23 protein-coding genes are annotated in these 24,286 nt (G+C 56.9%); 16 read left to right on the forward strand and 7 right to left on the reverse strand.

Annotated elements, in window-relative coordinates; translation table 11 throughout:
* The first annotated feature begins 14 nt into the window (after positions 1–14).
* Together ACYVGU_RS10105 and ACYVGU_RS10110 are read left to right on the forward strand one after the other, a co-directional pair.
* Complete coding sequence (locus ACYVGU_RS10105) at positions 15–725, forward strand: hypothetical protein (RefSeq protein WP_460621941.1); 711 nt, start codon at positions 15–17, stop codon at positions 723–725.
* Positions 726–1,031: 306 nt separating this feature from the next.
* On the forward strand, positions 1,032–2,234 hold the full coding sequence (locus tag ACYVGU_RS10110; RefSeq protein WP_460621942.1) for a Gfo/Idh/MocA family protein: 1,203 nt from the start codon (positions 1,032–1,034) through the stop codon (positions 2,232–2,234).
* A gap of 104 nt (positions 2,235–2,338) precedes the next feature.
* Here ACYVGU_RS10110 and ACYVGU_RS10115 read toward each other — a convergent pair whose 3' ends face one another.
* Both ACYVGU_RS10115 and ACYVGU_RS10120 read right to left on the reverse strand, forming a co-directional pair.
* Positions 2,339–2,692, reverse strand: coding sequence for a hypothetical protein (locus ACYVGU_RS10115; protein ID WP_460621943.1), 354 nt, complete (start codon positions 2,690–2,692; stop codon positions 2,339–2,341).
* Positions 2,693–2,800: 108 nt separating this feature from the next.
* The gene (locus ACYVGU_RS10120) at positions 2,801–3,349 is read right to left on the reverse strand and encodes a DUF4136 domain-containing protein (protein WP_460621944.1); all 549 of its coding nucleotides are present in this window, start codon (positions 3,347–3,349) and stop codon (positions 2,801–2,803) included.
* A 242-nt stretch (positions 3,350–3,591) separates the two neighbouring features.
* Here ACYVGU_RS10120 and ACYVGU_RS10125 point away from each other — a divergent pair, with 242 nt between their 5' ends.
* The 6 genes from ACYVGU_RS10125 to ACYVGU_RS10150 all read left to right on the forward strand — a co-directional run bounded on the left by ACYVGU_RS10125 (position 3,592) and on the right by ACYVGU_RS10150 (position 9,283).
* Positions 3,592–4,041, forward strand: coding sequence for a GNAT family N-acetyltransferase (locus ACYVGU_RS10125; protein ID WP_460621945.1), 450 nt, complete (start codon positions 3,592–3,594; stop codon positions 4,039–4,041).
* A 207-nt stretch (positions 4,042–4,248) separates the two neighbouring features.
* The gene (locus ACYVGU_RS10130) at positions 4,249–5,553 is read left to right on the forward strand and encodes a PAS domain-containing protein (protein WP_460614721.1); all 1,305 of its coding nucleotides are present in this window, start codon (positions 4,249–4,251) and stop codon (positions 5,551–5,553) included.
* Between the two features lie 42 nt (positions 5,554–5,595).
* Positions 5,596–5,952, forward strand: coding sequence for a hypothetical protein (locus tag ACYVGU_RS10135; protein WP_460614722.1), 357 nt, complete (start codon positions 5,596–5,598; stop codon positions 5,950–5,952).
* Between the two features lie 46 nt (positions 5,953–5,998).
* Positions 5,999–6,757 carry a hypothetical protein gene (locus tag ACYVGU_RS10140; RefSeq protein WP_460621946.1) on the forward strand — a complete coding sequence of 253 codons (759 nt, stop codon included), beginning with the start codon at positions 5,999–6,001 and terminating at the stop codon, positions 6,755–6,757.
* Positions 6,758–6,796: 39 nt separating this feature from the next.
* Positions 6,797–8,467, forward strand: a complete 1,671-nt coding sequence (locus ACYVGU_RS10145) for a M28 family peptidase (RefSeq protein ID WP_460621947.1) — start codon at positions 6,797–6,799, stop codon at positions 8,465–8,467.
* Positions 8,468–8,680: 213 nt separating this feature from the next.
* Positions 8,681–9,283 carry a hypothetical protein gene (locus ACYVGU_RS10150; RefSeq protein ID WP_460621948.1) on the forward strand — a complete coding sequence of 201 codons (603 nt, stop codon included), beginning with the start codon at positions 8,681–8,683 and terminating at the stop codon, positions 9,281–9,283.
* Positions 9,284–9,351: 68 nt separating this feature from the next.
* Here ACYVGU_RS10150 and ACYVGU_RS10155 read toward each other — a convergent pair whose 3' ends face one another.
* Together ACYVGU_RS10155 and ACYVGU_RS10160 are read right to left on the reverse strand one after the other, a co-directional pair.
* Positions 9,352–10,899, reverse strand: a complete 1,548-nt coding sequence (locus ACYVGU_RS10155; protein WP_460614726.1) for a glycosyltransferase family 39 protein — start codon at positions 10,897–10,899, stop codon at positions 9,352–9,354.
* 209 nt (positions 10,900–11,108) lie between these two features.
* A complete protein-coding gene (locus ACYVGU_RS10160; RefSeq protein ID WP_460614727.1) occupies positions 11,109–11,354 on the reverse strand; it encodes a hypothetical protein in 246 nt (81 codons plus the stop codon).
* Positions 11,355–11,499: 145 nt separating this feature from the next.
* Here ACYVGU_RS10160 and ACYVGU_RS10165 point away from each other — a divergent pair, with 145 nt between their 5' ends.
* Positions 11,500–12,846: a YfcC family protein gene (locus ACYVGU_RS10165; RefSeq protein ID WP_460621949.1), complete on the forward strand. Its 1,347-nt coding sequence runs from the start codon at positions 11,500–11,502 to the stop codon at positions 12,844–12,846.
* 83 nt (positions 12,847–12,929) lie between these two features.
* Here ACYVGU_RS10165 and ACYVGU_RS10170 read toward each other — a convergent pair whose 3' ends face one another.
* Positions 12,930–13,331 (reverse strand): DUF6960 family protein, encoded by a 402-nt coding sequence (locus ACYVGU_RS10170; protein WP_460621950.1) that lies wholly within the window; start codon positions 13,329–13,331, stop codon positions 12,930–12,932.
* A 632-nt stretch (positions 13,332–13,963) separates the two neighbouring features.
* On the opposite strand from ACYVGU_RS10170, the gene ACYVGU_RS10175 reads away from it, so the two are divergent.
* Both ACYVGU_RS10175 and ACYVGU_RS10180 read left to right on the forward strand, forming a co-directional pair.
* Positions 13,964–15,784, forward strand: coding sequence for an alpha-amylase family glycosyl hydrolase (locus ACYVGU_RS10175; RefSeq protein WP_460621951.1), 1,821 nt, complete (start codon positions 13,964–13,966; stop codon positions 15,782–15,784).
* A gap of 160 nt (positions 15,785–15,944) precedes the next feature.
* Positions 15,945–17,783: a glycosyltransferase family protein gene (locus ACYVGU_RS10180; RefSeq protein WP_460621952.1), complete on the forward strand. Its 1,839-nt coding sequence runs from the start codon at positions 15,945–15,947 to the stop codon at positions 17,781–17,783.
* 109 nt (positions 17,784–17,892) lie between these two features.
* Here ACYVGU_RS10180 and ACYVGU_RS10185 read toward each other — a convergent pair whose 3' ends face one another.
* Entirely contained in the window at positions 17,893–18,915 is a 1,023-nt protein-coding gene (locus ACYVGU_RS10185; RefSeq protein ID WP_460621953.1) for a fasciclin domain-containing protein, read from the reverse strand.
* Between the two features lie 135 nt (positions 18,916–19,050).
* On the opposite strand from ACYVGU_RS10185, the gene ACYVGU_RS10190 reads away from it, so the two are divergent.
* From ACYVGU_RS10190 to trpS, 5 genes are all read left to right on the forward strand, one after another.
* Positions 19,051–19,911 carry a DUF4198 domain-containing protein gene (locus ACYVGU_RS10190; protein ID WP_460621954.1) on the forward strand — a complete coding sequence of 287 codons (861 nt, stop codon included), beginning with the start codon at positions 19,051–19,053 and terminating at the stop codon, positions 19,909–19,911.
* A gap of 101 nt (positions 19,912–20,012) precedes the next feature.
* On the forward strand, positions 20,013–20,387 hold the full coding sequence (locus ACYVGU_RS10195; protein ID WP_044002696.1) for an STAS domain-containing protein: 375 nt from the start codon (positions 20,013–20,015) through the stop codon (positions 20,385–20,387).
* Between the two features lie 157 nt (positions 20,388–20,544).
* On the forward strand, positions 20,545–21,462 hold the full coding sequence (locus ACYVGU_RS10200) for a ribonuclease Z (protein WP_460621955.1): 918 nt from the start codon (positions 20,545–20,547) through the stop codon (positions 21,460–21,462).
* 84 nt (positions 21,463–21,546) lie between these two features.
* On the forward strand, positions 21,547–22,296 hold the full coding sequence (locus ACYVGU_RS10205) for a VUT family protein (protein WP_460621956.1): 750 nt from the start codon (positions 21,547–21,549) through the stop codon (positions 22,294–22,296).
* 83 nt (positions 22,297–22,379) lie between these two features.
* A complete protein-coding gene (gene trpS / locus ACYVGU_RS10210) occupies positions 22,380–23,357 on the forward strand; it encodes a tryptophan--tRNA ligase (protein WP_460621957.1) in 978 nt (325 codons plus the stop codon).
* Positions 23,358–23,441: 84 nt separating this feature from the next.
* Here the strand turns inward: trpS and ACYVGU_RS10215 are convergent, their stop codons facing one another.
* Positions 23,442–24,275, reverse strand: a complete 834-nt coding sequence (locus tag ACYVGU_RS10215) for a hypothetical protein (protein ID WP_460614737.1) — start codon at positions 24,273–24,275, stop codon at positions 23,442–23,444.
* Positions 24,276–24,286: the final 11 nt, after the last annotated feature.

The raw sequence follows: 24,286 nt of genomic DNA on the forward strand, positions 1-24,286 counted from the left end.
GTCAATTGTATTTCATGAAATTACGCTTCCTATCGGCTGCCTTATTACTTTGCCTGAGTGCCTCTTGTCGTGAAGAGGCCGATGAAATTGTTGAGCCGGAATATGCCGATTGGTACGCCTTTCGCGCTCCGGATGCACGAGCCATTGAAGCCGTAACCGGCGACTTAGACGGTACCCTGATTATCACGACGGGCTTCCATGTGTATCAAACCAAAGACCGTGGTAAGACCTGGCAATCGGCTAGCTTGCCCTCCTCTCCTGGAATATTTGGCTTTGCACAACAGCAGGATACGTTGCTGGCCTTAACCGCTACAATAGGCACAGCCTTTGACTCAACTACCGCCTATGCCGCTAATCCCTCTTTATTCAGCCTAGATGAGGGCCGAACGTGGAAGCCTTATCGTAGTTGGCAAAGGAACGTTGAGCCACGAATACCAAGAAACCGGGTTACAACCGCCTCAGGAACAGAGTATAGCCTAGAAATAGTGTTAACGCCTATTTCCCCGCAGACAAGCAGTTCCTATGTAGAAACTGTAGGTATTAAAACCTCAACGGGAAGACGGCTGTCTGTTCCACAAGCTCATCAATTAACCAGCCTGTATCTAGATGCAAAGTCCCGGCTGTACGTCACGGCCTCGGCTCCGCTATGTGGGCGCCGAGAAAATTTTGCATTCTGCGGGGAGCAAAATGGGGTGCTTTACATATCGAAACAACCCCAGCCCTAGCTTCTGCAGCTCCTTAAAGTCCTTTTGCACCCCAGCCAACTATACGCAGTTAGAAGCAGCCGGCGGCGGATCACGCACTACACTGACACCAGCGCGTACACGTACACCGAGTAGACGTGTTTTTCCCGCAACAAATTCTTTTACAGGCCTGGCACACGCCAGGCCTTTTTGTGTGATGTACGCCTTGTTTTTAGCAAGTTATTCAACAGCAAATCAAGATTATATAAAATAAAATACTGCTTAACAGCAGCAACCCGCACCTGAAAAATCGGGTACCTCTATCTGTCATCTATCAACGGTTACGCTATGCTTCATTTTGATACCTTTCCAACTTCCTCGCGCCGGGACTTTGTGCGCACCTTGTCCTTAGGCCTTGGGGCAACGCTCGTGGGCGCTTCGGCGGTGGGGCAGCCACTTTCCTGGCTGGAGGAAATCAGCTACGGGCCAGCCAGCCGAGAGGCGTGGCAAGCGGGCCGACAACTAGGCGTGGCATTGGTAGGCCTGGGCAAGTACAGCACGGGCCAGTTGGCGCCGGCCCTACAAGAAACCAAGCTGTGCAAACTGGCGGGCATCGTGACGGGTACGCCCGCAAAGGCTGCTAGGTGGAAAAAGCAGTACAACCTGCCCGACAAGAACATCTACGACTACCAGACCTTCGATAGAATAGCCGACAACCCCGACATTGACATTGTGTACGTGGTACTGCCCGTGGGTATGCATGCCGAGTTTGTGGAGCGCGCCGCGCGGGCCGGTAAGCACGTCATCTGCGAGAAGCCCATGGCCACTTCTGCTGAAGACTGCCGCCGCATGATTGAAGCGGTAAAGAAGGCCGGTAAAAAGCTTGGCATTGGGTACCGCCTGCACCACGAGCCCCACCACCAGGAAATGATGCGCTTAGGCCAGCGAGAGGTGCTAGGCCCTATCAAAAGCCTAGTGGCCGACAATGGGTTTCGCTTTACTAACGACACCCCCTGGCGCGTGAGTAAGAAGCTGGCTGGTGGCGGACCGCTCATGGATATGGGTATTTACTGCGTACAGGGCGTTATTTATACCAAAGGCCAGTTACCCGTTTCCGTAACGGCCAAACTGGCGCCCAACCTAGACCCGAAAGGCTTGTTTAAGGAAGTAGAAGCCGGCGTAAACTGGCAAATGCAGTTTGCCGATGGCGCCGTGGCCGAGTGCCGCACCAGCTACGCCGAAAACCTAAACAGCCGCCTGCGCGCCGAAGCTGCCAAAGGCTGGATGGAACTGCAGCCAGCTTTTGGCTATGGAGGCCTGGAAGGGCGCACCAGCCAAGGGCCCATGAACCTGCCCAACGTGCCCCAACAGGCTCGCCAAATGGATGAGTTTGCCGACTGCGTGCTCAACAACAAAGTCACCCGCGTGCCCGGCGAAATGGGCCTGCGCGACGTGCAGATTCTGGAAGCCATTTACCGCGCCGCCGAAACTGGCCAGAAGGTATCAACCAAGGATGTGGTGGCCGTACTGGACCAAGCCAGCGGCCGCTAGCCGGTTGCTACCCCTGGCTGCGGGCTAAACCCCTACCCCAAAACAGCCAAGGCCCCCGCATGTGCAGGAGCCTTGGCTGTTTTAGGTTTGTACCTAGTGGAACCCTAGTCGGCGTTGCCGGTGGCGCCGTCGTCGGTGAAGTTGGCGGCGTTTTTAGGATTATGCTCGGTGTAGCTGGCTACCTCGTTGGTCAGGGCCACGTCTACATCGGCGGCAGCTCCTTTTTTGGTTTTGGTAGGAGCGCCCTTCGCAGCCGTTTTCTTCACGTCAGGGGCGGCTGCCTTATTGCTCTTCGATTTGGTAGCAGCCAGGTAAATGCCCGTAGCTACCGCGGCCACACCGGCCCCAATAAGAGCTAGTTTACCCGGTGCCACTTTCTTGCTAACCTTAACTTTTTTGCCGGTTGCTGGCTTGCCAGCCGTTGTCTTGCTTGCTGCTGATTTCTTTTGCTTAGCCATGAGATAGGAAGAGGTAGGTGAGGATGCGGATTGACAGGAAAGAGTAGTTGCCCTGCTAGCCTGCTGTACGCAGCAAACCCAAACCAGGTGACCACAGGCCCTACTTTTCTAGGGGTTGGTGGGGCTTACGGGGTACTTTTCAAACAAAGTGGCAATACCCTCATTGATGCGGGAAGCTAGTTTTTCGGGGTCTTTGGAAAGCGTGCTGGCGGCCACGCCCTGCCAGATTCGCTCGTTGCGGGCCGCATCTACAATGTCCACGGTGGCGGTGCCCTCCTGGTACGTCCCGACGGGCACCTGCTGGCTTTGCCAGTGGTAGCGGCGCTGTCCTATGTAGCGCGGCGCCTCCCGAATGTTGGTTTCGCGGGTTTGCACTTTCTGCTCCGTTACTACCCCAATATTCACCCACAAGTCCGGCGAGTCGGCGCGCTGGTAGCCGCGGCTTTCCATCTCGCGGGCCACGGCTTGCTTCAACTCATTTACCCCTAGGGCGCCCCCGGCATAAAAGGCCTCGTTCCGGGCCGAAACATCCATGAAATTATACGTTTTGTAGGCAGTAAAATTCACGCCCGGTGTTTGGGTAGTTGATTCTACCCGAACCGGGGAGCAGGCGGCCGTGGCCACCCCTAGCGCAAGCACGAAAAAAAGCGTTTTCATAAGCATAAAGTAGAATGTGGCAGCGCGGGTAAGCAGGACTTCAGCCAGAACCCAGGGCTAGTGAAATCACCGCCAGAATCCGCCCCACCAGATGCGAACAAAGAGTGGCTAACAACTCAGCTACTGCAGAGAGCAGCCAATAGGTATACGCGCCGACCGGCCTAAGCGCTGCCCCATGCTACGTTCTGCCTAATACCGCCCATCTTTGCGGCCTTCGTGCTACTATTTTCGCCTCTTGCCTCATGACGTTAACCTGGACTACCAAACCCTTTTCTGCTCTTACGCTGGCGGAGCTGTATGCCCTGCTGCAACTTCGCTCGGAGGTATTTGTGGTGGAGCAAACCTGCGCCTTTCAGGATATTGATGGGCAGGACCAGGCGGCGCATCACTTGCTAGGGTTTACCGAGGCAGGTGAGCTAGCGGCGTACTCCCGCCTGTTTGGGGCCGGCATCAGCTACCCCGAGGCCAGCATCGGGCGGGTGGTGGTAAGCCCCAAATTCCGGCGCTACGGGCTGGGCAAGGAGTTGCTGCGGCAATCCATTGCGGCGGTTGCCGAGCTGTTTGGCGAGCAGCCCATCCAGATTGGGGCCCAGCTGTATCTGCAGGCTTTTTATGAAAGCTTCGGCTTCCGGCAGGTGGGCGAAGGCTACCTAGAAGACGATATTCCGCACATCCACATGATTCGCGCCTAGGTCTCTTGCAGCGCTAAACCGCTAGGGCCGGCGTCATTCTGCCCCCTACCTTTGTACAGTTCAGTTTATCGTATTTTACTCCACCACCTCGCACAGTGCCGGCCGTCTTTTCGGCTAGTTTAGTAATAAGCATTACGTTTTACTGTTCCGCTGTAGCGGCGAGCTCGCCTAGTAGTAAGCGTCTTATACCTGCTCTTTCATCATATCATGCCTACTCCCGAATTTCCGGTTAACTACCAGAAGTTGTTTCATGCCCTCTCCGACAACTTTCTGCTGATTGCGCCGAATGCTGACGCAACCATTCTTGATAACACCAACAGCCACGAGCGGGTCTCGATGAAAAGCCGGGAGGAGGCGGTAGGCAAACCCTTTTTTGAGGCCTACCCGGCCTCCGATGAGGAGTCGGCCCGCATCATTCGGGAGTCGCATGAGCACGTGCGCCTGTACCGGGAGCCACATACTATGCCTCTAATTCGTTATGACCTGGAGCGCCCCAGCGAGCAGGGAGGCGGCTTAGAAGAGCGGTACTGGGAGGCTACGCACTACCCCGTTCTGGACGAGCAAGGCCAACTGGAGTTTATTCTACAGCGCACCCAGGACGTGACCGAGCGGTATCGGGCGGAACTGCTCAGCGAGCAAACCCGGCTTGAACTAGCGCGGCAGCAGGAGCGCACCAACTTTATCTTGGAGTCGTTGCCCGTGATGATCTGGACGGCTTCTCCCGATGGGCAGCGCGATTTCTTTAACTCCCGTTGGTTGCAGTTTACGGGCAGCACGCTAGGCCAGCAAACCGGTGAGCAGTGGCTGCAGCAAATTCACCCCGATGACCAGCAGCGGATACTGGGCCTGTGGCACGAAAGCGTACGCACCGGCAACCCCTACCAGGCCGAGTACCGCCTGCGCCGCCACGATGGGCAGTACCGCTGGATTCTGATGCGCGGCCAGCCCCACCGCAACTCCCAAGGCCACATTACCATGTGGGTAGGCGGCGGCACCGACATTCAGGACCAGAAGCAGATGGTGCAGGAGCTGCTGGAGCAAAACGAGCAGCAGGCCATCCTCTCTGATCAGGCGTACCAGGCGTTTCAGCAGGTGCAAAAGCAGCGCGAAACGTTCTATAACCTGTTCATCCAGACGCCGGCCCTGATCTGCATTCTGCGCGGGCCGGAGCACCGCTTTGAGTTCGTGAACCCGCCGTATCAGCAGCTGTTCCCCAACCGTGAGCTAGTAGGCAAAACTGTGCAAGAGGCCCTGCCCGAAGTTATTGAACAAGGCTTTATAGAGTTGCTGGATGGCGTGTACAACACGGGCCAGACCTTCGAGGGCAAGGAAGTAGAAATTATGCTCGACCAGGATGGCAGCGGCAACTTGCAGCGACACTACCTCAACTTTACCTATCAACTCTTTCAGGAAAACGGACACAAGGCGGGCATCACTGTGTTTGCCTTCGATGTTACGGATTTGGTGTTATCCCGCCAGGCTATTGAGAAACTGAATTCTGATGCTCGCTAGGCCGAATACTTGTTCTGCTTTCGGGCGCTTATTTCAGTTAGTATGGAGTTAACCAACCTTGATTTTCAACAGGCTCGCATCAAGCAGGTGCTGTTTAAGTCGCGGCTGCGCTCCATTCTTTATGGAGTTCGGGAGCCCGACCCAACCATGTTTTCCATGCGCGAAAACCCGTTGGGCGAATGGCTGTACGCGGTGCTAAAGCCGCAGTATGGCGCCACCTTGTTTGTGCAGCAGCTGGAGCAGGAGTTGCAGCGCATGCTCGATACCAGTCGCGAGCTGGTGCAACAATACCAACGCGGCCAGCTAGAGGAATCCCGCTCGGGCTTGGAGCGCCTCGATGCGCATGCCGCCCGCATTGAAAGTTTGCTTAAGCAGCTAGAGCAAGCATCCGCAGGCTAGGCCTCAACGGTAGGCCAGCCGCCAGATAGTGTGACGATTTTATAGAATGAGAGTTATTTTCTTGCTGCTGTTGTGGGCAGCCGCGTTATCTGCTTTTGGGCAACAACAGCCTCATTCCATTTTCCTGCAGGTACTGGCTCCCCGGGGCGTCAATGCCTTAGGTGAGGCATTTGATGGGGCACCGGTACGCCAGCTGGTAGCCGACCAACTTACCCGTATGGGCTACCGCGTAGTACACGACCGCCAGGAGTTTGCGCAGCTGGCCGCCCAGCAGTATTCTGACTTCATTTATGCAGATGTGCTGTGCATCGGTCCGGCTACTACTACGCCCAGCGTTACGCTCATAATCCGCGACAGTCTCAATAACGTGTGGTACCGCTACAGCGAGGATCGGATTGGTCTTTCTATGGGAATTGCCGGCACCAGCCTTACAGCCACCAAGCACCTAGTACGCGTACTGCCGGCCACCTTTACCCCTCGCAGGTTTATTACCTCAATAGACGAACAACGCGGGCCTCATTTTTTAAGCTACGGCAAAATTGAGTTTAGCGCCTTTCTGGAAGAAGCACTTGCACAGCCGGAACTACGTCGAAAAATTAAGCCTGAAGGGTTTCGGGCAGAGCTGCAGATAGACTCCTTGGGCTTTGCTTCGTTGCAACAGGTACTGCTTCCTACTACCCTCACCCAAACAGAAACCACGTTTCTGCAAAACCTGATTCTGGCCTCGCCCCGCTGGCGGCCAGCCTACACGCAGGGCAAGCGCACAGCTACTACCCTCACCTTTAGCTGGAGCAGAACCAAGTAAGCTGGCGCAGGTACGGGCGCGGCTGCGTATTTTGGGCCGATGAAACAACTGCCCCTCCTGCTGGCAGCCGGCATACTGCTTGCCGGCTCCACTTCTGCCCAAACCACTCAAACCACTTCCCCCGTCCCGAAACGCGTAGCCAAGGCCCTGACCAAGGTGAAGCCCGACGATATAAAAGCGCACATTCAGTACCTAGCCGATGACCGACTGCTGGGCCGCAAGCCGGGCACGCCGGGCTACCAACTGGCCGTCGACTACGTAACCAATCAGCTTAAAAGCTTTGGCGTGCAGCCGGCCGGCGAGGAGGGCAGCTTTACCCAGCGCGTGCGCCTGCGCCGCGCCACTACCAGCCCGGGCGCTACCGTCACGCACCAGCCGGCGGCCGGCAGCACGGCCTTAGCTCCCTCCGATGTTCACCTCTACCCCCACCCCGAAAAGCCCAGCACCAGCCTGGCCGCTTCGGGGTTAGCGTTTGCTGGCTATGGGATTTCGGCCCCCGACCAGGGCTACGACGACTACCAGGGCCTTGATGTGAAAGGCAAGGTAGTAGTGATTGTGCGCGGAGCTCCTCGCAGCTTCCCCAGCACTGTGGCTGCTGCCAGCCAAGACCAAACGCTGCTGGTGCAAACCGCCGCCCGCCACGGCGCAGTTGGTGTGCTGTTCTCTTCCATGAAGCCCCCCACGACGGCGGCCACTACTGCCGGCAGCCGGCCTATAACTACCACTAGTGTACTAGGCACTGATGGCCGCGTAGCCGCGGCGCGCGGTTTTATCAGTGGCTCGGGCATTGAGCTGACGGGCACCGTATCAGTGGCCGGCCTACAAACACTGCTGCGTAGCGTGGCGTCCGATACGGCCCGCGTATTTGGTAGCCTGCGCCAAGGTAAGCCGGCTCCGGTGGCCTTGGGTGGCACGTTGCAGGCCAGCTGGCAATCTAGCTACCAAGACTTTGAAAGTTACAATGTGGTTGGCAAAATTCCGGGCTCCGATGCCAAGCTCCGCGAGGAGTACGTGGTGCACTCGGCCCATCTCGACCACCTAGGCGTGGGCACTCCCGTGAAAGGCGACTCTATCTACAACGGCGCCCACGATAACGCTTCTGGCGTAGCCTCTGTGCTGGAAATTGCCCGGCTGTATTCGCGCCTGAAGGAGAAACCCAAGCGGAGCATTTTGCTGGTGTTGCAAACCGGCGAAGAGCTGGGGCTCCTAGGCTCAGCCTACTTTGCAGCCCGCCCTACGGTAGCAAAATCGGCTATTGTGGCCGATGTAAACACCGATATGCCCACCATTATTGCGCCCCTGCTTTCGGTGGTGCCACTGGGGGCCAAACACTCCACCTTGGCCCAACCCGTGGCCGAAGCCGCGCGCTACCTCAACCTGACGGTGGAAGAAGACCCGGAGCCCGACCAGAACCGCTTTATCCGCTCCGACCAGTACAGCTTCGTGGCGCAGGGCATTCCGGCCCTGCACATCAAGTACGGCAACCGCACCGCCGATGGCAAAAACAACCTCAGCGAGCAGGTACAGAAGTGGCGCGCCCTCACCTACCACAAGCCCCAGGATGACATCAACGGCACGTTTGACTTTGAAGCAGGCCAGAAATACGTGCAGCTTAACTTCCTGATTGGCTACCTGGTAGCTCAAAACCCGCAGCGCCCCACCTGGAACCCCGGCGACTTTTTTGGGCAGCGGTTTGCGCAGCAGCCCTAGCTAGTACGCCAGGTAAGTAAGCAGTCAAAAGTAGTGGCTGGCCAAACAGACAAGTTGTTCTGTTTGGCCAGCCATTTTTCCTATCTGAATTCCATATATATTTCCGAATATTACCCGCTCAACTGCCGTGCTTCCTGGTAGCCATCCGTACTGCTTGCAGTAGGGTTATTCTTAGGGTAGCCCTGGCCTGTTCACATCATCTATGCTTGCTTTATGATTATTTACGGTTCCAAAGCTTCTCACCTTCTTACCGAGCCGGTGGCCGGCACCTGCAGCCATTGTGCTACTCCTGACAGTTTGCGCGTCAGCGTATTTGGACGCTATGCGCACGTCTACTGGATTCCGTTGTTCCCGATTGGCAAGACCGGCGCCTCGGAGTGTGGCCACTGCCGGCAGGTGCTGGAGCCCAAACAGATGGAACCAAGCCTGAAACAGGCTTTTGAGGGCGTGAAGCAAAATGCTAAAGTGCCGCTGTGGCACTTTGCCGGGTTGGGCTTGGTAGTGTTAATCGTGGGCTGGGGCCTAGTGGTGGGCAGCAAAAACCGGGAGCAAAATCAAACGCTTATTACGGCCCCGCACAAAGGCGACCTGTACCACATCCGGACCGAAAACGGCCATTACTCCCTAATGAAGGTGCACGAGGTGGCCGGCAACAGCGTAAAGCTGCTGGCCAATAACTACGAAATGGAAAACGAAACCAACGTGGAGGAGCTCAACAAGCCCGAGAACTTTGCCGCCGACCCCGTTGAGCTTACCCGCTACGATCTGAAGATTATGCTGGAGAAAGAGGAAATTGTGGACGTAGAACGCGAGTAACCTTTAGTGCTTTAGGCAGTTCTCTGGTACTACCCCTTCAGGGCCCGCCAACCGTTTGGCGGGCCTTTTTAGTGGTCCTGAAAGTCGCCCCACTCGGCCAGTGCCTCTTGGTGTTCCTGCGTTATCTGCCTCCGGATGGCCGCATCAGGACCTGAGCACCGCACAATGGCCGTGCCTTGCTCCCGCGCGTATGGGTTCCGGACTTCGTCAAAACGGCAAAACTCCTGGAAGTGCGCTTGCAAGTCATCGGGCTCGTCGTCGATGATAAGGATGTGCTGCCAGGTTTGCACAGCGGCCGCCGGAAACCAAAACAGGTAACTGCCATTGAAGCTCTGGGCTGACGGCATAGGCCGGCTTCGGTTAAAGTAGTTGATGGCGCCGGCCTGCCCGTAATTGGCCGTCAGGATGAGGGTGTGGGCGCGGGTAGCAGCGGGTAGGCTTTGGTAGGCCTGCCAGGTTTTGTCGGCCATTTCCTGCCAGCCCTGCATGTCGGCATAGTCCTGAGGTAGTGGGTGGTCGCGGCCATCTTCCCAGCGCAACAAACCAAGGTCGCGGTACTTCTTACCAAGCTCCACCATGCGGCCCGGTGAGTACAGCGTAAACAGAAACGGCAGCACCGGAATACTGGCCAGAAACGGAACTACCAGAAACACGGGCCGCAGCACTGCGGCCACGCGGGGCACACGCTGAAGCTGGTGCTCCCACCACACCGCGCCCGCCGCAAACAGAATGGGGTAGTAGCCCAGGGCGTAGTAGCTTTTGCCGTGCAGCACCGTCAATATCAACAGCCCGGTACAGTACACAATGCCCACTGCCTGGTAGGGCCGCAGCCGCTGGCTTAGCAGCAATGCCCCGATGCCTGCCAGCCACACCAGCAACGTTGGGAAACACATCAGCATCTGGTCTTTCCAGAAATCGCCTACGGATACATTTACTAGCTGGCTTTCCTGTAGCAACTGCATGTGGTGCAGAAACGGAATGTCGTGGGTAAGCTGCCACACCAGATTGGGAAGCCAGAGCAGCAACGCTAGGCCCGCACCTCCCCAAAATGCGCGCGTGGCCAGCACGCGCCGCAGTGGAGTTGCCAGAATTCCAACCCCTAGCGCCGCAATAAAGAACAGTGTCGTGTACTTGTTTAGCAGCGCCAGTCCTAACACCAAGCCTACGCTATAGAGGTAGCGCGCCGCCGACCGCTCCTGAAAGCAAATTAGCAAGTAGCATACCAGCGTAAAGGCAAAACATTCGAAGGAATTGGGCTGAAACAGGAAGTTGACTCGTGAAAACGCACTGTTGAGGTAGCAGACTCCCGCCAGTAGCACCGCCCAGGTACCGCCCCCCATGCGCTGCACGGCCCGCGCCACCACATATATGGTCAGGCTACCCCACAGAATAGGCCAGAACTTCACCCAAAACCAGCCACCACCCAGGGCCAGGGTAATCCAGCTTTGCAGCGCAGTAAGCGGGGGCACCTCTAGGTAGCCCCAGGCCAAATGGTGGCCGTAGTTGAGGTACAGGTACTCGTCGCGGTGTAGTTCGTAGGCGTGGCTGGCCAGCAGGTAGCTAGTGGCAAATTTGATGAGCGCCAGTAGCAACGGAAGGAAGCGGGAAGATTTCACGCCTCAATATAGGATTTACTGCATATGCAGCTCGAAATACTTATGCTGCCTCAACAGCAGTAGACGGCGGCTATTACATTTTCTGCCAGTACTACTTACTCAAAGCGGTATAAGTGCTCAGGTTGCTCAAACGTAAAAGGCCAATACGTGTGTCAGTTCGGCACCAGACCCACGTGTTCTGATAGGGTCGAGGCTTCAAGATAGCATCCCTACAGTTCTTCCGGCAGCCTGATTCCGTCGAGGTAGTCGCGCAGGCCGGCCGGGTGCTGAAACAGATGAATGAAGAGAATACGCTCCTCGTCCCACTCACACCATTCCTCCGCATAGAAGTCGCCGGCTGCAAACAGGCGCAGGCGGAAACTGTCCTGGCGGCGCTCGGCCAGCAGGTGGCCGTGCTGGCGTAGGTGCTCAGCCTGGCGGTACATGTGCAGCTGTTTAAATTCGGCGTATTTCATGAGCGGCTTCCATAACCCGAAGGTACACCCCAGCGGTTCCGATGTAGCGAAAAGGTGAATGACCAAGCCAGAGCGTACTAGGCCCCAGCACACCAGCAAGCGCTTTCATGCCTTCCTCGTCTCACAATTTCACCATCTTCGCGGCATGAAATCGATTCGCTTTCCGCACCCGCTAGTGTTGCTGGTGGGGTTTATCCTGCTGGCATGTGCCCTCAGCTACGTACTGCCCGCCGGCCTGTTTGAGCGCCACGCCGATGCTGCTACCGGCCGCGAGGTAGTAGTGGCCGGCTCTTACCACCGCGTGCCTGCCTCACCCGTCAGCCCCCTGCAAGCCATTGTCGATATCCCGAAAGGACTGGTAGATGCGGCCTCGGTTATTTTTCTGGTGTTTCTGGCCGGCGGTGCCTTCACGGTAGTTGACCTGACCGGTGCATTGCGCCAGGGCGTCGACTGGCTGCTCAACAAGTTTCGGAGCCGCGAGGCCATCGTGATTCCCATCATCTCGGTGCTATTTGCCACCATGGGCGCGCTGGAGAATATGCAGGAAGAAATCGTGCCTTTGGTGCCGGTGCTGCTGATTCTGATGCGCCGCATTGGCTACCCTACCCTCACGGCTGCGGCGGTTAGTATTGGCTCGGCGGCGGTTGGTGCAGCATTCAGCCCCTTAAACCCGTTTCAGGTGGGCATTGCCCAAAAACTGGCGCAACTGCCCCTGCTTTCGGGTGGTGCCTTCCGGATGGTGTTTCTGGTGCTGGCCCTGGCCATCTGGATTGGTGGCACCGTGCGCTACGCCGTGCGTCATCGCCTAGCCCCCGAAACAGCTGAAACCTCCGAACCCGGGGCCGCTGCTCAGGGCCGCAACCACGGCGTGGTACTGGCGTTGCTGTTTGGGGGGTTTGCCTTCTTTGCCTACGGAGTACTGCAGCTAGGCTGGGAGTTCGAGCAGATGGCCGCCTTGTTCTTTGCGTTGGGGGTAGTGGCGGGCCTAGTAGGTGGGCTGGGCCTTACGGGCACGGCCGAGGGCTTTATTGCCGGCTTTCGCGACATTGCCTTTTCGGCCTTGCTGATTGGGTTTGCCCGGGCCATTTTTGTAGTGCTGGAGCAGGGCCAAATCGTCGATACCATCGTCAACAGCATGTCGGCGCCGCTGGCCGGATTGCCCGCCTGGGTCGCGGCCCTGGGCATGATGGGTGTACACACCGCTTTGCACTTGCCCGTGCCCAGCGTGAGCGGCCAGGCCGTCCTGACCATGCCGCTGCTGGTGCCCCTCTCCGACCTCATTGGCCTTTCGAGGCAGGTTACGGTGCTGGCCTACCAATACGGTGCCGGCCTCTGCGAGCTTATCACGCCCACCAATGGCGCCCTCATGGCTATTGTGGCCGCTTGCGGCGTGCGCTTTGATGAGTGGTGGAAGTTTGCGCTCCCCCTCTACCTAGCGTTGCTGCTACTAGGAGCCGTGGCCGTAGTGGTGGGCATTGCCATCGGGGTGTAGCCTAGCATCTGACCTAGGCGCCCACCAACGCAAGAGGCCGCGAATCACATGATTCGCGGCCTCTTGCGTTGGGCCCAACGGAGTTACACAAATTGTAACTCCTCAGCCTCAAACACACGCTTGAGCTTGCGTTTCTTCTCCACAATCTGAAAACGGGCTTTGTCGGCGGCTTCATCCCAGTATACATCTGAAATCTGGCCCTGATGCGGCGGCTGGCCCGGGGCGGGGTTTACTTCCTTCACTAGGTCACCAAAGCTGAACGGAGGCTTGCCGTACAACTCCTTGAACAGTTCCCGGCTGACTTTAAACTGCTGCTCATCATAGCGGAGCAAGATCCAGTCGTCGGTTTCGTCGATTTTCTCGAATAGTTTACCCACCGGTTCCAGCCACTCAAAGGTGCGGCGGTTGGCAGGATGAATGTAGCTCAGCCCGTAGTCGGGCGTCCAGGAATACAGGCCGTAAATGACAGGTTTGGGACGAGGCACGAGGCAAAAAAGTAGAGGTACTACAACAGGTAATCAGCTAAAATCCGAAGCAACGGCCCCACATAGGCAAAGCCAACATAGAGGCCTTCAGCTGGCACTAGGCCCAATTTCAAGGTGCTGGTAAGTGATTTACCAGGGGCAATTTCCGGATTTTAGATATAACTACCCACATGGGCTCTTCGTTCATCGAAAGCTAGTAGTTTCATGTTAAGAAAGTGCCTGGCTATTGATAGCCGCTACCGGATAGCAGAAAGCAGTCGAAGGTAAACCACTAGCTGCCAGAGCCCCGGCAGATGTAGGTTAGGCAGTACCTGAAAATTGCTATTAATCATCTATAAACATCCTGCGGAGCAGTTGGCGCATCAGGCCAGCAGCCGAAGCATGTTGCTTGGCTGATGTTGACCTAGAAATTCCAACCATGCGAGTGAGATGCATTGAATCCGTTCAGCAGAACGTGCAGGAGCAGTCGGATACTACATAAGGAGCATGTGCTCCTGAAATGTCAGTAGAAAGCGTGTGTAGACTTCTGGTGCGGGCACACCAGCGGCAAGGAATAGGCATCGATAACTAAAACTCGTGAAAAGCAGTATGAGTCAGTTGTCGAGCTTTATGCTCCTTTCTTCTGAATTACAATGGTTAAAACTGCTTCTGCTCTACCCCGTACCACCTTACAGGATGGTATGGGCGCTTTACCGCACCTCCAAGGCACTACTTTTCGAGTTTGGGCACCTGCCGCTACGGCTGTAGCGCTAGTTGGGCCTTTCAATTCCTGGGACCCTAGTACCCACCCGCTCGCCCATGAAAATGACGGCTACTGGGCCGCCGATTTTGCGGAGCTTGGTCCTGGCACTGAGTACAAGTTCCACCTCACTACCCCCTCGGGCAAGCTAACCCGCAACGACCCGTATGCCCGCGAAGTCACGCACTCGGCCGGCAACTCGGTGGTGCCTACTCATAGCTTCGACTGGGAAGACGACCAGTTTCAGATGCCGGCCTGGAACGAGCTAGTAATTTACGAGCTGCACATTGGAACCTTTCACGCCCCCGACCCAACGCGCCCCGGCACCTTTCATGATGCCATTGAAAAGCTCGATTACCTGCAGGACCTCGGTATCAACGCCGTAGAAATTATGCCGGCTACGGAATTTCCGGGCAGCTTGTCGTGGGGGTATAATCCGGCTCATCCCTTTGCTATTGAAATAGACTACGGCGGGCCGGTGGCCTTCAAGGAGTTTATCAAGCAGGCGCACCGCCGCGGCATTGCTGTTATTCTGGATGTGGTGTACAACCACTTCGGGCCCGGCGACCTAGACTTGTGGCAGTTTGATGGCTGGGCTGAAAACGACGGCGGCGGCATTTACTTCTATAACGACTGGCGCGCCGAAACGCCCTGGGGCCACAACCGCCCCGACTACGGTCGCGAAGCCGTGCGCCGCTATATCCGCGACAATGCCCTGATGTGGCTGGAAGAGTTCCGGGTGGACGGGCTGCGCTGCGACTCTATCTCGCACATCCGCAACGTGCACGGCACCAACGACCCTTCCCACGATCTGCCCGATGGCTGGAGCCTGATGAAGTGGATCAACGAGGAAATTCGGGAGCGGATGCCCTGGAAGATTACCATTGCCGAAGACCTGCAGGGCAATGAGTACATCACCAAGTCGCCGGAGGAAGATGGCCAGGGCTTTTCGGCGCAGTGGGATGCGGCCTTTGTGTACCCCATCCGCGAGTCCCTTGTGACGCCCAACGACGAAGACCGCAACATGGAAGAAGTGGCCAAAGCGCTGAGCTATTCCTACAACGGCGATGCATTTCAGCGCGTCATCTACACCGAATCGCATGATGAGGTAGCCAACGGCAAAGCGCGCGTTACGGAGGAAATTATGCCCGGCAATGCTACCTCGTGGTTTCCGAAAAAGCGCTCTACCCTAGGGGCAGCTCTGGTGTTTACTGCCCCCGGCATCCCGATGATTTTTCAGGGCCAGACGATGCTAGCTGATGGCTCCTTCTCCGACGACCAGCCCTTGGATTGGAGCCGCGCCGAGGAGCACGCGGGCCTGGTGCACCTGTACCGCGACCTGATTCGGCTGCGGCGCAACCTCGATGGGAATACTCGCGGCCTGATGGGCCAGAGCATCGATATTTCGCATCTCAACAACGAGGATAAAATTGTGGCCTACATCCGCCGCGACCAAGGCGGCCCCGGCGACACAACGGTGGTGCTCTGCAACTTTGCCGATACTGCCCACCCGGCTTACACCATTGGGCTGCCTAGGGGCGGCCACTGGCGCGTACGCTTCAATTCCGATTGGGAAGGCTACGACCAGGAGTTTGGCAACTTTGAGAGCATGGACACCCAGGCGGAAGAAGGTGTATATGACGACCAGCCATTTCATGGCACGTTTGGCCTAGCGCCGTATTCGGTGCTGATTATTTCGCAAGAGCCAAGCTAGCGTACCCGCTGCGGCAGGTTTGGCTTTGGGGTTTGCCTAGTGTAGTGCTGTAAAAAGCAGTTCACTGGGCAAACCCCACTTTTTTTAGCGCATCCCGTAGGAAAACGCTAGCCAAACACCGCCAGAAGCCTATCTTGCCCACTCGCCCAATTCCCACGCTATGCAAGTTCCTCTCCCTACCCCCGAACCAATTGCTCCGGACGCCCTGCTCGTGGAAGTAGCCTGGGAAGTCTGCAATCAGGTGGGAGGTATTTATACTGTTATCCGCAGCAAAGTGCCCGCCACTGTGCAAGGCTGGGACGACCGGTATTGCCTGCTAGGCCCGTATTTCGCCAACCAGGCCCAGGGTGAGTTTGAGCCCTACGACGACCACCAGATGGCCAGCCTCACCGATCCGTTTGCCGGGGCCGTGCGCGAAATGCGCCGCCGCGGCTTCGATGTGTGCATGGGCATTTGGCTGGTAACGGGCCGCCCCCGTGTGGTGCTCATCAATCCGTTTCAGGCCTACCCGCGCCTTGGCCAAATCAAATCCGACCTCTGGAACGACCACCATGTTCCGATGCCCGACGGTGACGATTTGCTGCACCAGGTAGTGGCCTTCGGCGACCTGGCAAAAACCTTCCTGGAAATTCTGGCCGCGGAGGTAGTGCCGCCGCAGCGCCTGGTAGCGCATTTCCATGAGTGGATGACGGGCGTGGCTATTCCGGCCCTGCGCCGCGACCAAGTGCCGCTGCACCTGGTATTTACTACCCACGCCACGCTGCTAGGCCGCTATCTGGCCATGAACGACCCCAACTTCTACGACCACCTGATGCAGGTGGAGTGGCAGCAGGAAGCGCGGCACTTTAACATTGAGCCGGCCGTGACGATGGAGCGCGCTGCCGCGCACGGCGCCCACGTCTTTACTACGGTAAGCGAGCTGACGGTGCGCGAGTGCATTTATCTGCTCGACCGGATTCCGGATGCGGTGCTGCCCAACGGCCTCAACATTGAGCGGTTTGTGGCCCTGCACGAGTTCCAGAACCTGCACCAGCAGTACAAAACCAAGATTCACGAGTTCGTGATGGCGCACTTTTTCCAGAGCTATTCTTTTGATCTGGATAACACGCTGTACCTGTTCACGAGCGGCCGCTACGAGTACCACAATAAAGGCTTCGACCTGACTTTGGAGGCACTGGCCCGCCTGAACTACCGCCTGCAGCAAAGCGGGCTGGAAGGCAATATTGTGATGTTCTTTATCACGAAGCGCCCGTTCCACAGCATCAACCCGCAAGTATTGCAAAGCCGCGCCATTCTGGATGAGGTGCAGGCCACCTGCGAGGCCATTGAGCGGCAGGTGGGCGAGCGGCTGTTCTATGCCGCCTCCGCCAGCACCGACCACCGCCTGCCCGACCTCAGCAGCATGGTGGACGACTACTGGAAACTGCGCTACCGCCGTACGCTGCAAAGCTGGAAGACCACCAACCTGCCGCCCGTCATCACGCACAACCTGGTAGACGATGCCAACGACGACATCCTGAACTTTGTGCGCCGGGCCAACCTAGTAAACAACCAGCACGACCGGGTGAAAATCGTGTATCATCCTGATTTCGTGTCGCCCACCTCGCCCCTGTTCGGGATGGAGTACGGACAGTTTGTGCGCGGTTGCCACCTAGGAATTTTCCCGAGCTACTACGAGCCCTGGGGTTACACGCCGCTGGAGTGCGTGGCGCGCGGCGTACCAGCCATTACGTCTGACCTTTCCGGCTTCGGCGACTACGTGATGCAAACCGTGCCCAACCACGAAGACAAAGGCATATTTGTGGTGCAGCGCCAGGAAAAGAGCTTCGATGAAGCGGCCGAAGAGCTTACCGAAATGCTCTGGCAGTTTGTGCAGCTCAACCGCCGCGAGCGAATTATGCAGCGCAACAACGTGGAAAGCTCCGCCGAGCTCTTCGACTGGAAAAACCTGCGCGTACACTACGACCGCGCCTATACCCTAGCCCTGGAACGGGAATAGAATACTAGGTTGCTATTAGCGCTAAACCGAACAAGCCCGGCCCTGCAACGCAGGACCGGGCTTGTTTTTTATTGAAGGCGGTATGGAGCGTAGTGCCGATTACCGCTCACTAGGGCTGAATCACCTGGTTGATTACGTGCACTACCCCATTGGTGGCAAGCAAGTTGGCTGCAGTAATAGTGGCCGCTGTGCCGGTGCCGCCTCGTACGGTAAAGCCGTTACCGGCTGCCGCTACTGTTACGTTACCGCCCAGTGTAGCTACCGTGCCCGGTGCCAGATCAGAAGAGAAAACGCGGCCCGATGTGATTACGTGGCGCGACAGAATAGCGGTCAGATCAGCATCCGATACGGAGCTCAGCGGAGCCGTACCTAGCAAGGCGCGGAAAGCAGCATCAGTAGGAGCAAACACCGTTACGTTCGCGCTGGAGCTGCCCGCTGCGGCCAGAATGGCTGCCGCGGCAGGGCGCTGTAGCGCTTCCAGAAGCAATGTAAACTCAGGCGCTGTGGTGCTGCTGGCGCTGCTCACTACCAGCCCGGCAATTGTTTGCGAAGGCGGCATCAGTACGTTGTCAATGGCATGAATAACGCCGTTGCTGGCGCTTACATCGGCAGTTACTACGCGGGTGCTTCCATTAAGGAAAACGCCGGTCGTGTTTTTGGTTATATACAGTGTGTTATCGTTGATGGCCGCGCCACCCACCGTGCTGGCGGGCCGGGCAGTAGTACGGTTACTAGCCCCGGTCGGAATATCAGAAGCCGGCAGACTGGCCCCTACCACGTGGTAGAGCAGGATGCCCCGCAGTTGGTCGATTTGAGCCTGGTTGGTAATGGCCGTGATGTTGGCGGCATTATTAAAGGGCGGCGCCAGCTTCGCGAAAGCATCATTGGTGGGCGCAAATACCGTGAATGGCCCGGTGCCGCTGAGGGTAGTACCCAAGTTGGCCTTTGTGACGGCCGCCACTAGTGTACTAAACGAGGCATTGCCCTGGGCTACCTGCACAATGTTCTGCGAGGGGTTGTTGGTCAGAGTGTCCTCGTCGTCGTCGCAGGCAGATAGGCTAACAGTAGTTAGACCGCATAGCCATAAAGCCAGCACTCGCAGAATCGACCATTTTCTTGAAAAAGAGTTCATTTTGTTTAACTTTTTTGGGTGAAATATTAAACAACTTACTTCACTACCGATAACTCAACCGTATTGTTGGCTTTCTACCTGTTTTTTTTCACTTATGCCATCATCTTGTAACTTGGCTAGCCTACCTGCTGCCCCATGCACTCTGTTTCCGTTGCTTCCCGTACTGCGGCCTTTACTGCTATTTGCCTGCTAGGGGCCGAGGCGGTAGCCCGTGAGTTTTGGCTGGAGCCGGCCCGGTTTTTCGTGGCGCCTGGCACCAAGGTGCATGTGCGGCGGCTGATTGGCGAAAACTTTCAGGGTAGTACTTGGCCCGGCCAGCGCAACCGCTTGGTGTGCCTGCTCCACCTCGCGCCGGGACAGCCAGCCCATAATCTGCTACCCCCTTCTCTTGCGCCAACCCCCGACACGCTAAGTACCACGCTCACGTTTCAGCAGCCCGGCACCCACGTGGTGGCCCTTGCTACCACAGAGGTCTTGAGTACGCTCCCGGCTCCGGAGTTCACGGCGTATTTAAAGAAAGAAGGGCTGGACTACGCGCTGGCCTTACGCGAGCAGCGCGGTGAGGCCGCTACCCCCGGCCGCGAAGCGTACCGCCGCTGCGCCAAAACGCTGGTGCACGTTGGGAGCCCTGAGCACCTCCCCGACACGGTCCGCACGTGGTCCCGGCCGGTAGGATTACCATTGGAATTGCTACCTGAGCAAAACCCACTAACCCTGCCACCCAATGCGGCGCTTACCGTGCGGGTACTGGCCGAAGGAAAGCCGGTGGCCGGTCAGCAGTTAGCGCTATGGCGGCGCAAGGGCGCGACGGCGCACACACTAGTAAGCAAACTTCGCAGTAACCAAAACGGGCGGGTGCTGTTTCGTATATCCGGGCACGGTGAATACTTGGTTAGCACCGTCCGGATTACCGCGGCGCCTGCCAGGCAAGAAACTGACTGGCAGAGCACTTGGAGCAGCCTGACCTTTGGAATCCGAAATCAAAAACACCCGTGAAGCAGCCTTGTGTCAGTTTTTCACTCCTTCATCGTCTGTTCACCAACGAATAGTTTTTTTGTTACCTTCGTAACTCCCATAACCACCGAATGACCTGCGGTATGAAGTATTCCATAGATAAAAAAGAAACCTACACGATCATCACGATTGATGAAAAGAAGCTCGACACCACCGTCGCGCCTGATCTGAAGTCGGAATTCGTGAAGCTAAATGCCGAGGGCATTAACAACCTGATTCTGGACCTGAGCAACGTAAAGTACACCGATTCGTCGGGCCTCAGCTCTATCCTGATTGCCAACCGGCTGTGCAACTCTACCGGCGGTTTGTTAGTGCTCACGGGCCTGCAAGACCATGTAATGAAGCTCATTACCATCTCGAAGCTCGAGTCGGTGTTGCACATTCTGCCAACTGTGGAAGAAGGGATTGACCGCATTTTCCTGCACGCCATTGAGCGTGACCTGACCAGCAAAGAATAGCTTTTTGTAAGCTGCTAGCTGTTGGCTGTTGGTTGTTAGTTTTCGTGCTGACAGCTACCAGCCAGCAGCTTTTTCTTTTCTGTTGTTTTCCGGCAGCAGGTAGCCGCCTTGTGCTGCACTCTGCTTTCCTCTCACTAAAAGAAGCGTACCGCCGGTTTTGGAGTTTGAGCTGAAAATTCTGGGTAGTGCCTCGGCCACGCCGTTCATGGACCGCCACCACACGGCGCAGGTCCTAACGGTGAGCGGCACTCAGTACCTGATTGATTGTGGGGAAGACACCCAGCGCCGGCTGATGGAGCACAAAATCCGGCATCAGCGCCTCCACACCATCTTTATCAGCCACCTTCACGGCGACCATTTTTTTGGATTGTTTGGGCTGCTTGGCACCATGCACCTGAATGGCCGCACGGAGCCCCTCCGCCTGTTTGGCCCTCCGGGCCTGGATGAAGTGCTAACCACGCAGTTCCGGCATTCTTACACCCACCTCAACTTTGAGCTGGAGTTTACGCCCGTTGACCCCACCCAGCACGTCCAGATTTTTGAGGACAAAAACCTGACGGTACACACGCTGCCCATGCGACACCGGATTCCGTGTTGCGGCTACTTATTCCGTGAGAAGCCCAAGCGGCGGCGCCTGCTTTCCGAGCGCCTGCCGGCCGGCCTCACCCCTGCCCAGCTTAATGCCCTCACCCTCGGCGAAGATGTGCTCGATGACCTGGGCCAGGTGCAGGTGCAGAATGCTGCCGTAACTACCAACCCCAAACACGCTCGCAGCTACGCCTACTGCTCCGATACGCTCTACACGGAAAGCCTGGCCGACTTAGTACGTGGTGTTGATTTGCTGTATCACGAGGCTACTTTTGCCGATGACCTGCGCGAACGGGCTCTGGCTACGCACCACTCCACGGCCCGCCAGGCTGGTTTGCTGGCCCGCCGCGCCCAGGTGCACCGCCTCCTGATCGGGCATTTCTCCTCCCGCTACCGCGACCTGACGCCGTTGCTGGCCGAGGCCAAAACCATGTTTGAGTGGACGGAACTGGCGGTAGAAGGGCTACAGGTAAGCATAGCGGAATAACTCTGTCGTCTGGTTCTGGTTGTTGTTCCGAAAACTCGCGCCGCCGTGGCACGCCTGCCGCGCCGTCCGTTTTACTTGTCTTCTATGGCCCAATCGTTTACGCACAAAAAGCAGCAGCTGTATCTGGTGCTCAGCGGCATCTTCATTGTAAATGCGCTACTGGCCGAAATCATTGGCGTCAAGATTTTCTCGGTCGATGCGTTGCTAGGTCTGCCCGGCAACTTAACCGCCGGCGTTATCATTTGGCCGGTGGTGTTTGTTACCACGGATATCATCAACGAGTACTTTGGGCGGCAGGGCGTGCTGCGCGTCAGCTTCCTGACCGTGGGCCTGATTCTGTATTCTTTTCTCGTGATTCTGGCTACCACTAAGCTGCCGCCGGCCCAATTCTGGCTCGATGTGAACAGCAAGGATGCCCAGGGCCAGCCCTTTAATATTGAGTTTGCCTACCAGAGCATTTTCCGGCAGGGCCTAGGCATTATTCTGGGCTCCATCACGGCCTTTATTATCGGGCAGGTGCTGGATGCGTCCATCTTTCAGTGGTTTAGAAGGGTAGCAGGCGGGCGCTACGTATGGCTGCGGGCCACGGGCTCTACACTGGTTTCCCAGCTCGTCGATTCGTTTGTGGTATTGTTCGTGGCGTTCTATGTATTTGGCAACTGGACTTTTGATCAGGTACTGAGCGTGGCCAACACCAATTACTGGTATAAATTCGCGGCAGCTATTCTGCTCACGCCTGTGCTGTACCTAGCCCACTTTCTCATCGACCGCTACCTAGGAAAAGAGGAAACCGTGGAGCTGCAGCAGGAAGCGGCCGCTGATGTAAGTGTGTAATGCTTTTTTAGATAAGCACTTATTCACTTTCTGCTCCGACAGGCTCCTTAAAAGCCGATAACGCGTAATTCAAAGTAAACTACATGTCCCGCATTCTTACCGGCATTCAGAGCACGGGCCGCCCGCATTTGGGCAACCTGCTCGGCGCCATTCTTCCGGCCATTGCGCTGTCGAAAAACGCAGCCAATGAGTCGTTGTACTTCATTGCTGACTTGCACTCCCTCACCACAGTGCGCGACGCGGAGCTGCTGCGCCAAAACACCTATGCCGTAGCTGCGGCGTGGCTGGCCTGTGGGTTCGATACCGAGAAAAACCTGTTCTACCGCCAGTCGGATGTGCCGCAGGTAACGGAGCTGACGTGGTACCTCTCGTGCTTTACGCCCTACCCGATGCTAGCCAACGCGCATTCGTTCAAGGACAAGAGCGACCGGCTTTCCGACGTAAATGCAGGCTTGTTCACGTACCCCGTGCTGATGGCGGCCGATATTCTGCTCTATGATGCCGAGGTTGTTCCCGTGGGAAAAGACCAGATTCAGCACCTGGAAATTGCCCGCGACATTGCCTCAGCCTTCAATGGCCGCTACGGCGAAACCTTCGTGCTGCCCCAGGCCCGCGTAGATGCCGAGCTGATGACTATTCCGGGCCTCGATGGGCAGAAGATGAGCAAAAGCTACGGCAACATCATCGACATCTTCGCCGATGACAAATCGCTGCTGAAAACCATCCGCAGCATTGTCTCGGACAGCACGCCGCTGGAGGAGCCGAAAAACCCCGACACGGACACGACATTCAAGCTGTACTCGCTGCTGGCCACGCCGGCCCAGACGGAGGAAATGCGCCAGAACTACCTGCGCGGCGGCTACGGCTACGGCCACGCCAAAACGGCTCTTTATGAACTGATTGTGCAGCGCTTTGCCACGGAGCGGGAGCAGTTCAACTTCTACATGAACAACCTGCCCGAGGTAGACAAGCGCCTGGCTGAAGGCGCCCGCAAAGCCCAGGCTTACGGCTCGGAAGTACTGAATAAAGTGCGCGAGAAAGTAGGTTACTCGCGCCGCTAACGCAGTAGTTATAAAAGAGAACAGTCAGCTTGGGCAATGCTCAGGCTGACTGTTCTCTTTTATGGCTTTGCGCCAGATAGTACCCTAGTAGGGCAGGCCGTCGATGTTGATGGGGTGATGATCCTGCTCGTTGGAGAAGCTGAAGCCGACTTTGCGGGGGCGGCTGACTTGCTGGTTTTCCAGCTTTTGCTTCACGTTAATTTTCTGGATGTCTTCCAGCGGCGGCGCAATCAGGTCGTTGTTTACGGCGGCAATCATGGCGCTTTCTACGAACAGCTTGAGGCCGTCTTCCGTCACGGGGTTGTCCGACATGTCGTTGTCAGGCAGTTCTAGCTGCTGCACGCCTTCCAGAAAATAGTGGTTGTCGATGTTGATCAGCAACCGGCCTACTAGGTAGCCGGGGTCGTTCATGCGCTGGTATTTGATGCTGTCGGCCATGAAGTTATAGGCCATAATGTGCCCGAAAAACCGGCGACGGAAGTCTTCTTCCACGTACTTGGTGGCCATGGGACCGTAGTCATCGGGGAAGGTGACGATGTTGGAGTGCAGCACAAACACCAGTAGGTCGCCGGAGAAGCGAATGTGGAACTCCATCTCGTTTACGGGCCGGTACTCGATAATTACCGTCGAGTCGACGGGCGTGATTTTGCGGCTCAGCTCCACCACCAGCTCCTGCGACACCTTGCGCAGCATGGCAAAGGTGGCCTGCGTGTTGCGGTAAATGGCTTGTTTGGCCGACGACTTCTGTTTCAGGCCCTCAAAAATCAGATCGAGGCGGTCTTCGGGAGTTGGTGCGGGCTCGCCGGGGGCATTTGGGCGCTGCCCATCCGTATTGGGGCTACCAGTGGTAGCGTGCGTACTTTCTTCGGTGTGCGAAGAGCTAGCAGAAGTAGAGTGGCTATTGAGCGTTTCGTCCATGAAGTTCAATG

It is taken from the genome of Hymenobacter tenuis (assembly GCF_054780495.1).

Coding starts and splice junctions, on each gene's coding strand:
- ACYVGU_RS10105 (WP_460621941.1), top strand. CDS start 15: ATGAAATTACGCTTCCTATCGGCTGCCTTATTACTTTGCCTGAGTGCC.
- ACYVGU_RS10110 (WP_460621942.1), top strand. CDS start 1,032: ATGCTTCATTTTGATACCTTTCCAACTTCCTCGCGCCGGGACTTTGTG.
- ACYVGU_RS10115 (WP_460621943.1), bottom strand. CDS start 2,692: ATGGCTAAGCAAAAGAAATCAGCAGCAAGCAAGACAACGGCTGGCAAG.
- ACYVGU_RS10120 (WP_460621944.1), bottom strand. CDS start 3,349: ATGAAAACGCTTTTTTTCGTGCTTGCGCTAGGGGTGGCCACGGCCGCC.
- ACYVGU_RS10125 (WP_460621945.1), top strand. CDS start 3,592: ATGACGTTAACCTGGACTACCAAACCCTTTTCTGCTCTTACGCTGGCG.
- ACYVGU_RS10130 (WP_460614721.1), top strand. CDS start 4,249: ATGCCTACTCCCGAATTTCCGGTTAACTACCAGAAGTTGTTTCATGCC.
- ACYVGU_RS10135 (WP_460614722.1), top strand. CDS start 5,596: ATGGAGTTAACCAACCTTGATTTTCAACAGGCTCGCATCAAGCAGGTG.
- ACYVGU_RS10140 (WP_460621946.1), top strand. CDS start 5,999: ATGAGAGTTATTTTCTTGCTGCTGTTGTGGGCAGCCGCGTTATCTGCT.
- ACYVGU_RS10145 (WP_460621947.1), top strand. CDS start 6,797: ATGAAACAACTGCCCCTCCTGCTGGCAGCCGGCATACTGCTTGCCGGC.
- ACYVGU_RS10150 (WP_460621948.1), top strand. CDS start 8,681: ATGATTATTTACGGTTCCAAAGCTTCTCACCTTCTTACCGAGCCGGTG.
- ACYVGU_RS10160 (WP_460614727.1), bottom strand. CDS start 11,354: ATGAAATACGCCGAATTTAAACAGCTGCACATGTACCGCCAGGCTGAG.
- ACYVGU_RS10165 (WP_460621949.1), top strand. CDS start 11,500: ATGAAATCGATTCGCTTTCCGCACCCGCTAGTGTTGCTGGTGGGGTTT.
- ACYVGU_RS10175 (WP_460621951.1), top strand. CDS start 13,964: ATGGTTAAAACTGCTTCTGCTCTACCCCGTACCACCTTACAGGATGGT.
- ACYVGU_RS10180 (WP_460621952.1), top strand. CDS start 15,945: ATGCAAGTTCCTCTCCCTACCCCCGAACCAATTGCTCCGGACGCCCTG.
- ACYVGU_RS10185 (WP_460621953.1), bottom strand. CDS start 18,915: ATGAACTCTTTTTCAAGAAAATGGTCGATTCTGCGAGTGCTGGCTTTA.
- ACYVGU_RS10190 (WP_460621954.1), top strand. CDS start 19,051: ATGCACTCTGTTTCCGTTGCTTCCCGTACTGCGGCCTTTACTGCTATT.
- ACYVGU_RS10195 (WP_044002696.1), top strand. CDS start 20,013: ATGAAGTATTCCATAGATAAAAAAGAAACCTACACGATCATCACGATT.
- ACYVGU_RS10205 (WP_460621956.1), top strand. CDS start 21,547: ATGGCCCAATCGTTTACGCACAAAAAGCAGCAGCTGTATCTGGTGCTC.
- trpS (WP_460621957.1), top strand. CDS start 22,380: ATGTCCCGCATTCTTACCGGCATTCAGAGCACGGGCCGCCCGCATTTG.
- ACYVGU_RS10215 (WP_460614737.1), bottom strand. CDS start 24,275: ATGGACGAAACGCTCAATAGCCACTCTACTTCTGCTAGCTCTTCGCAC.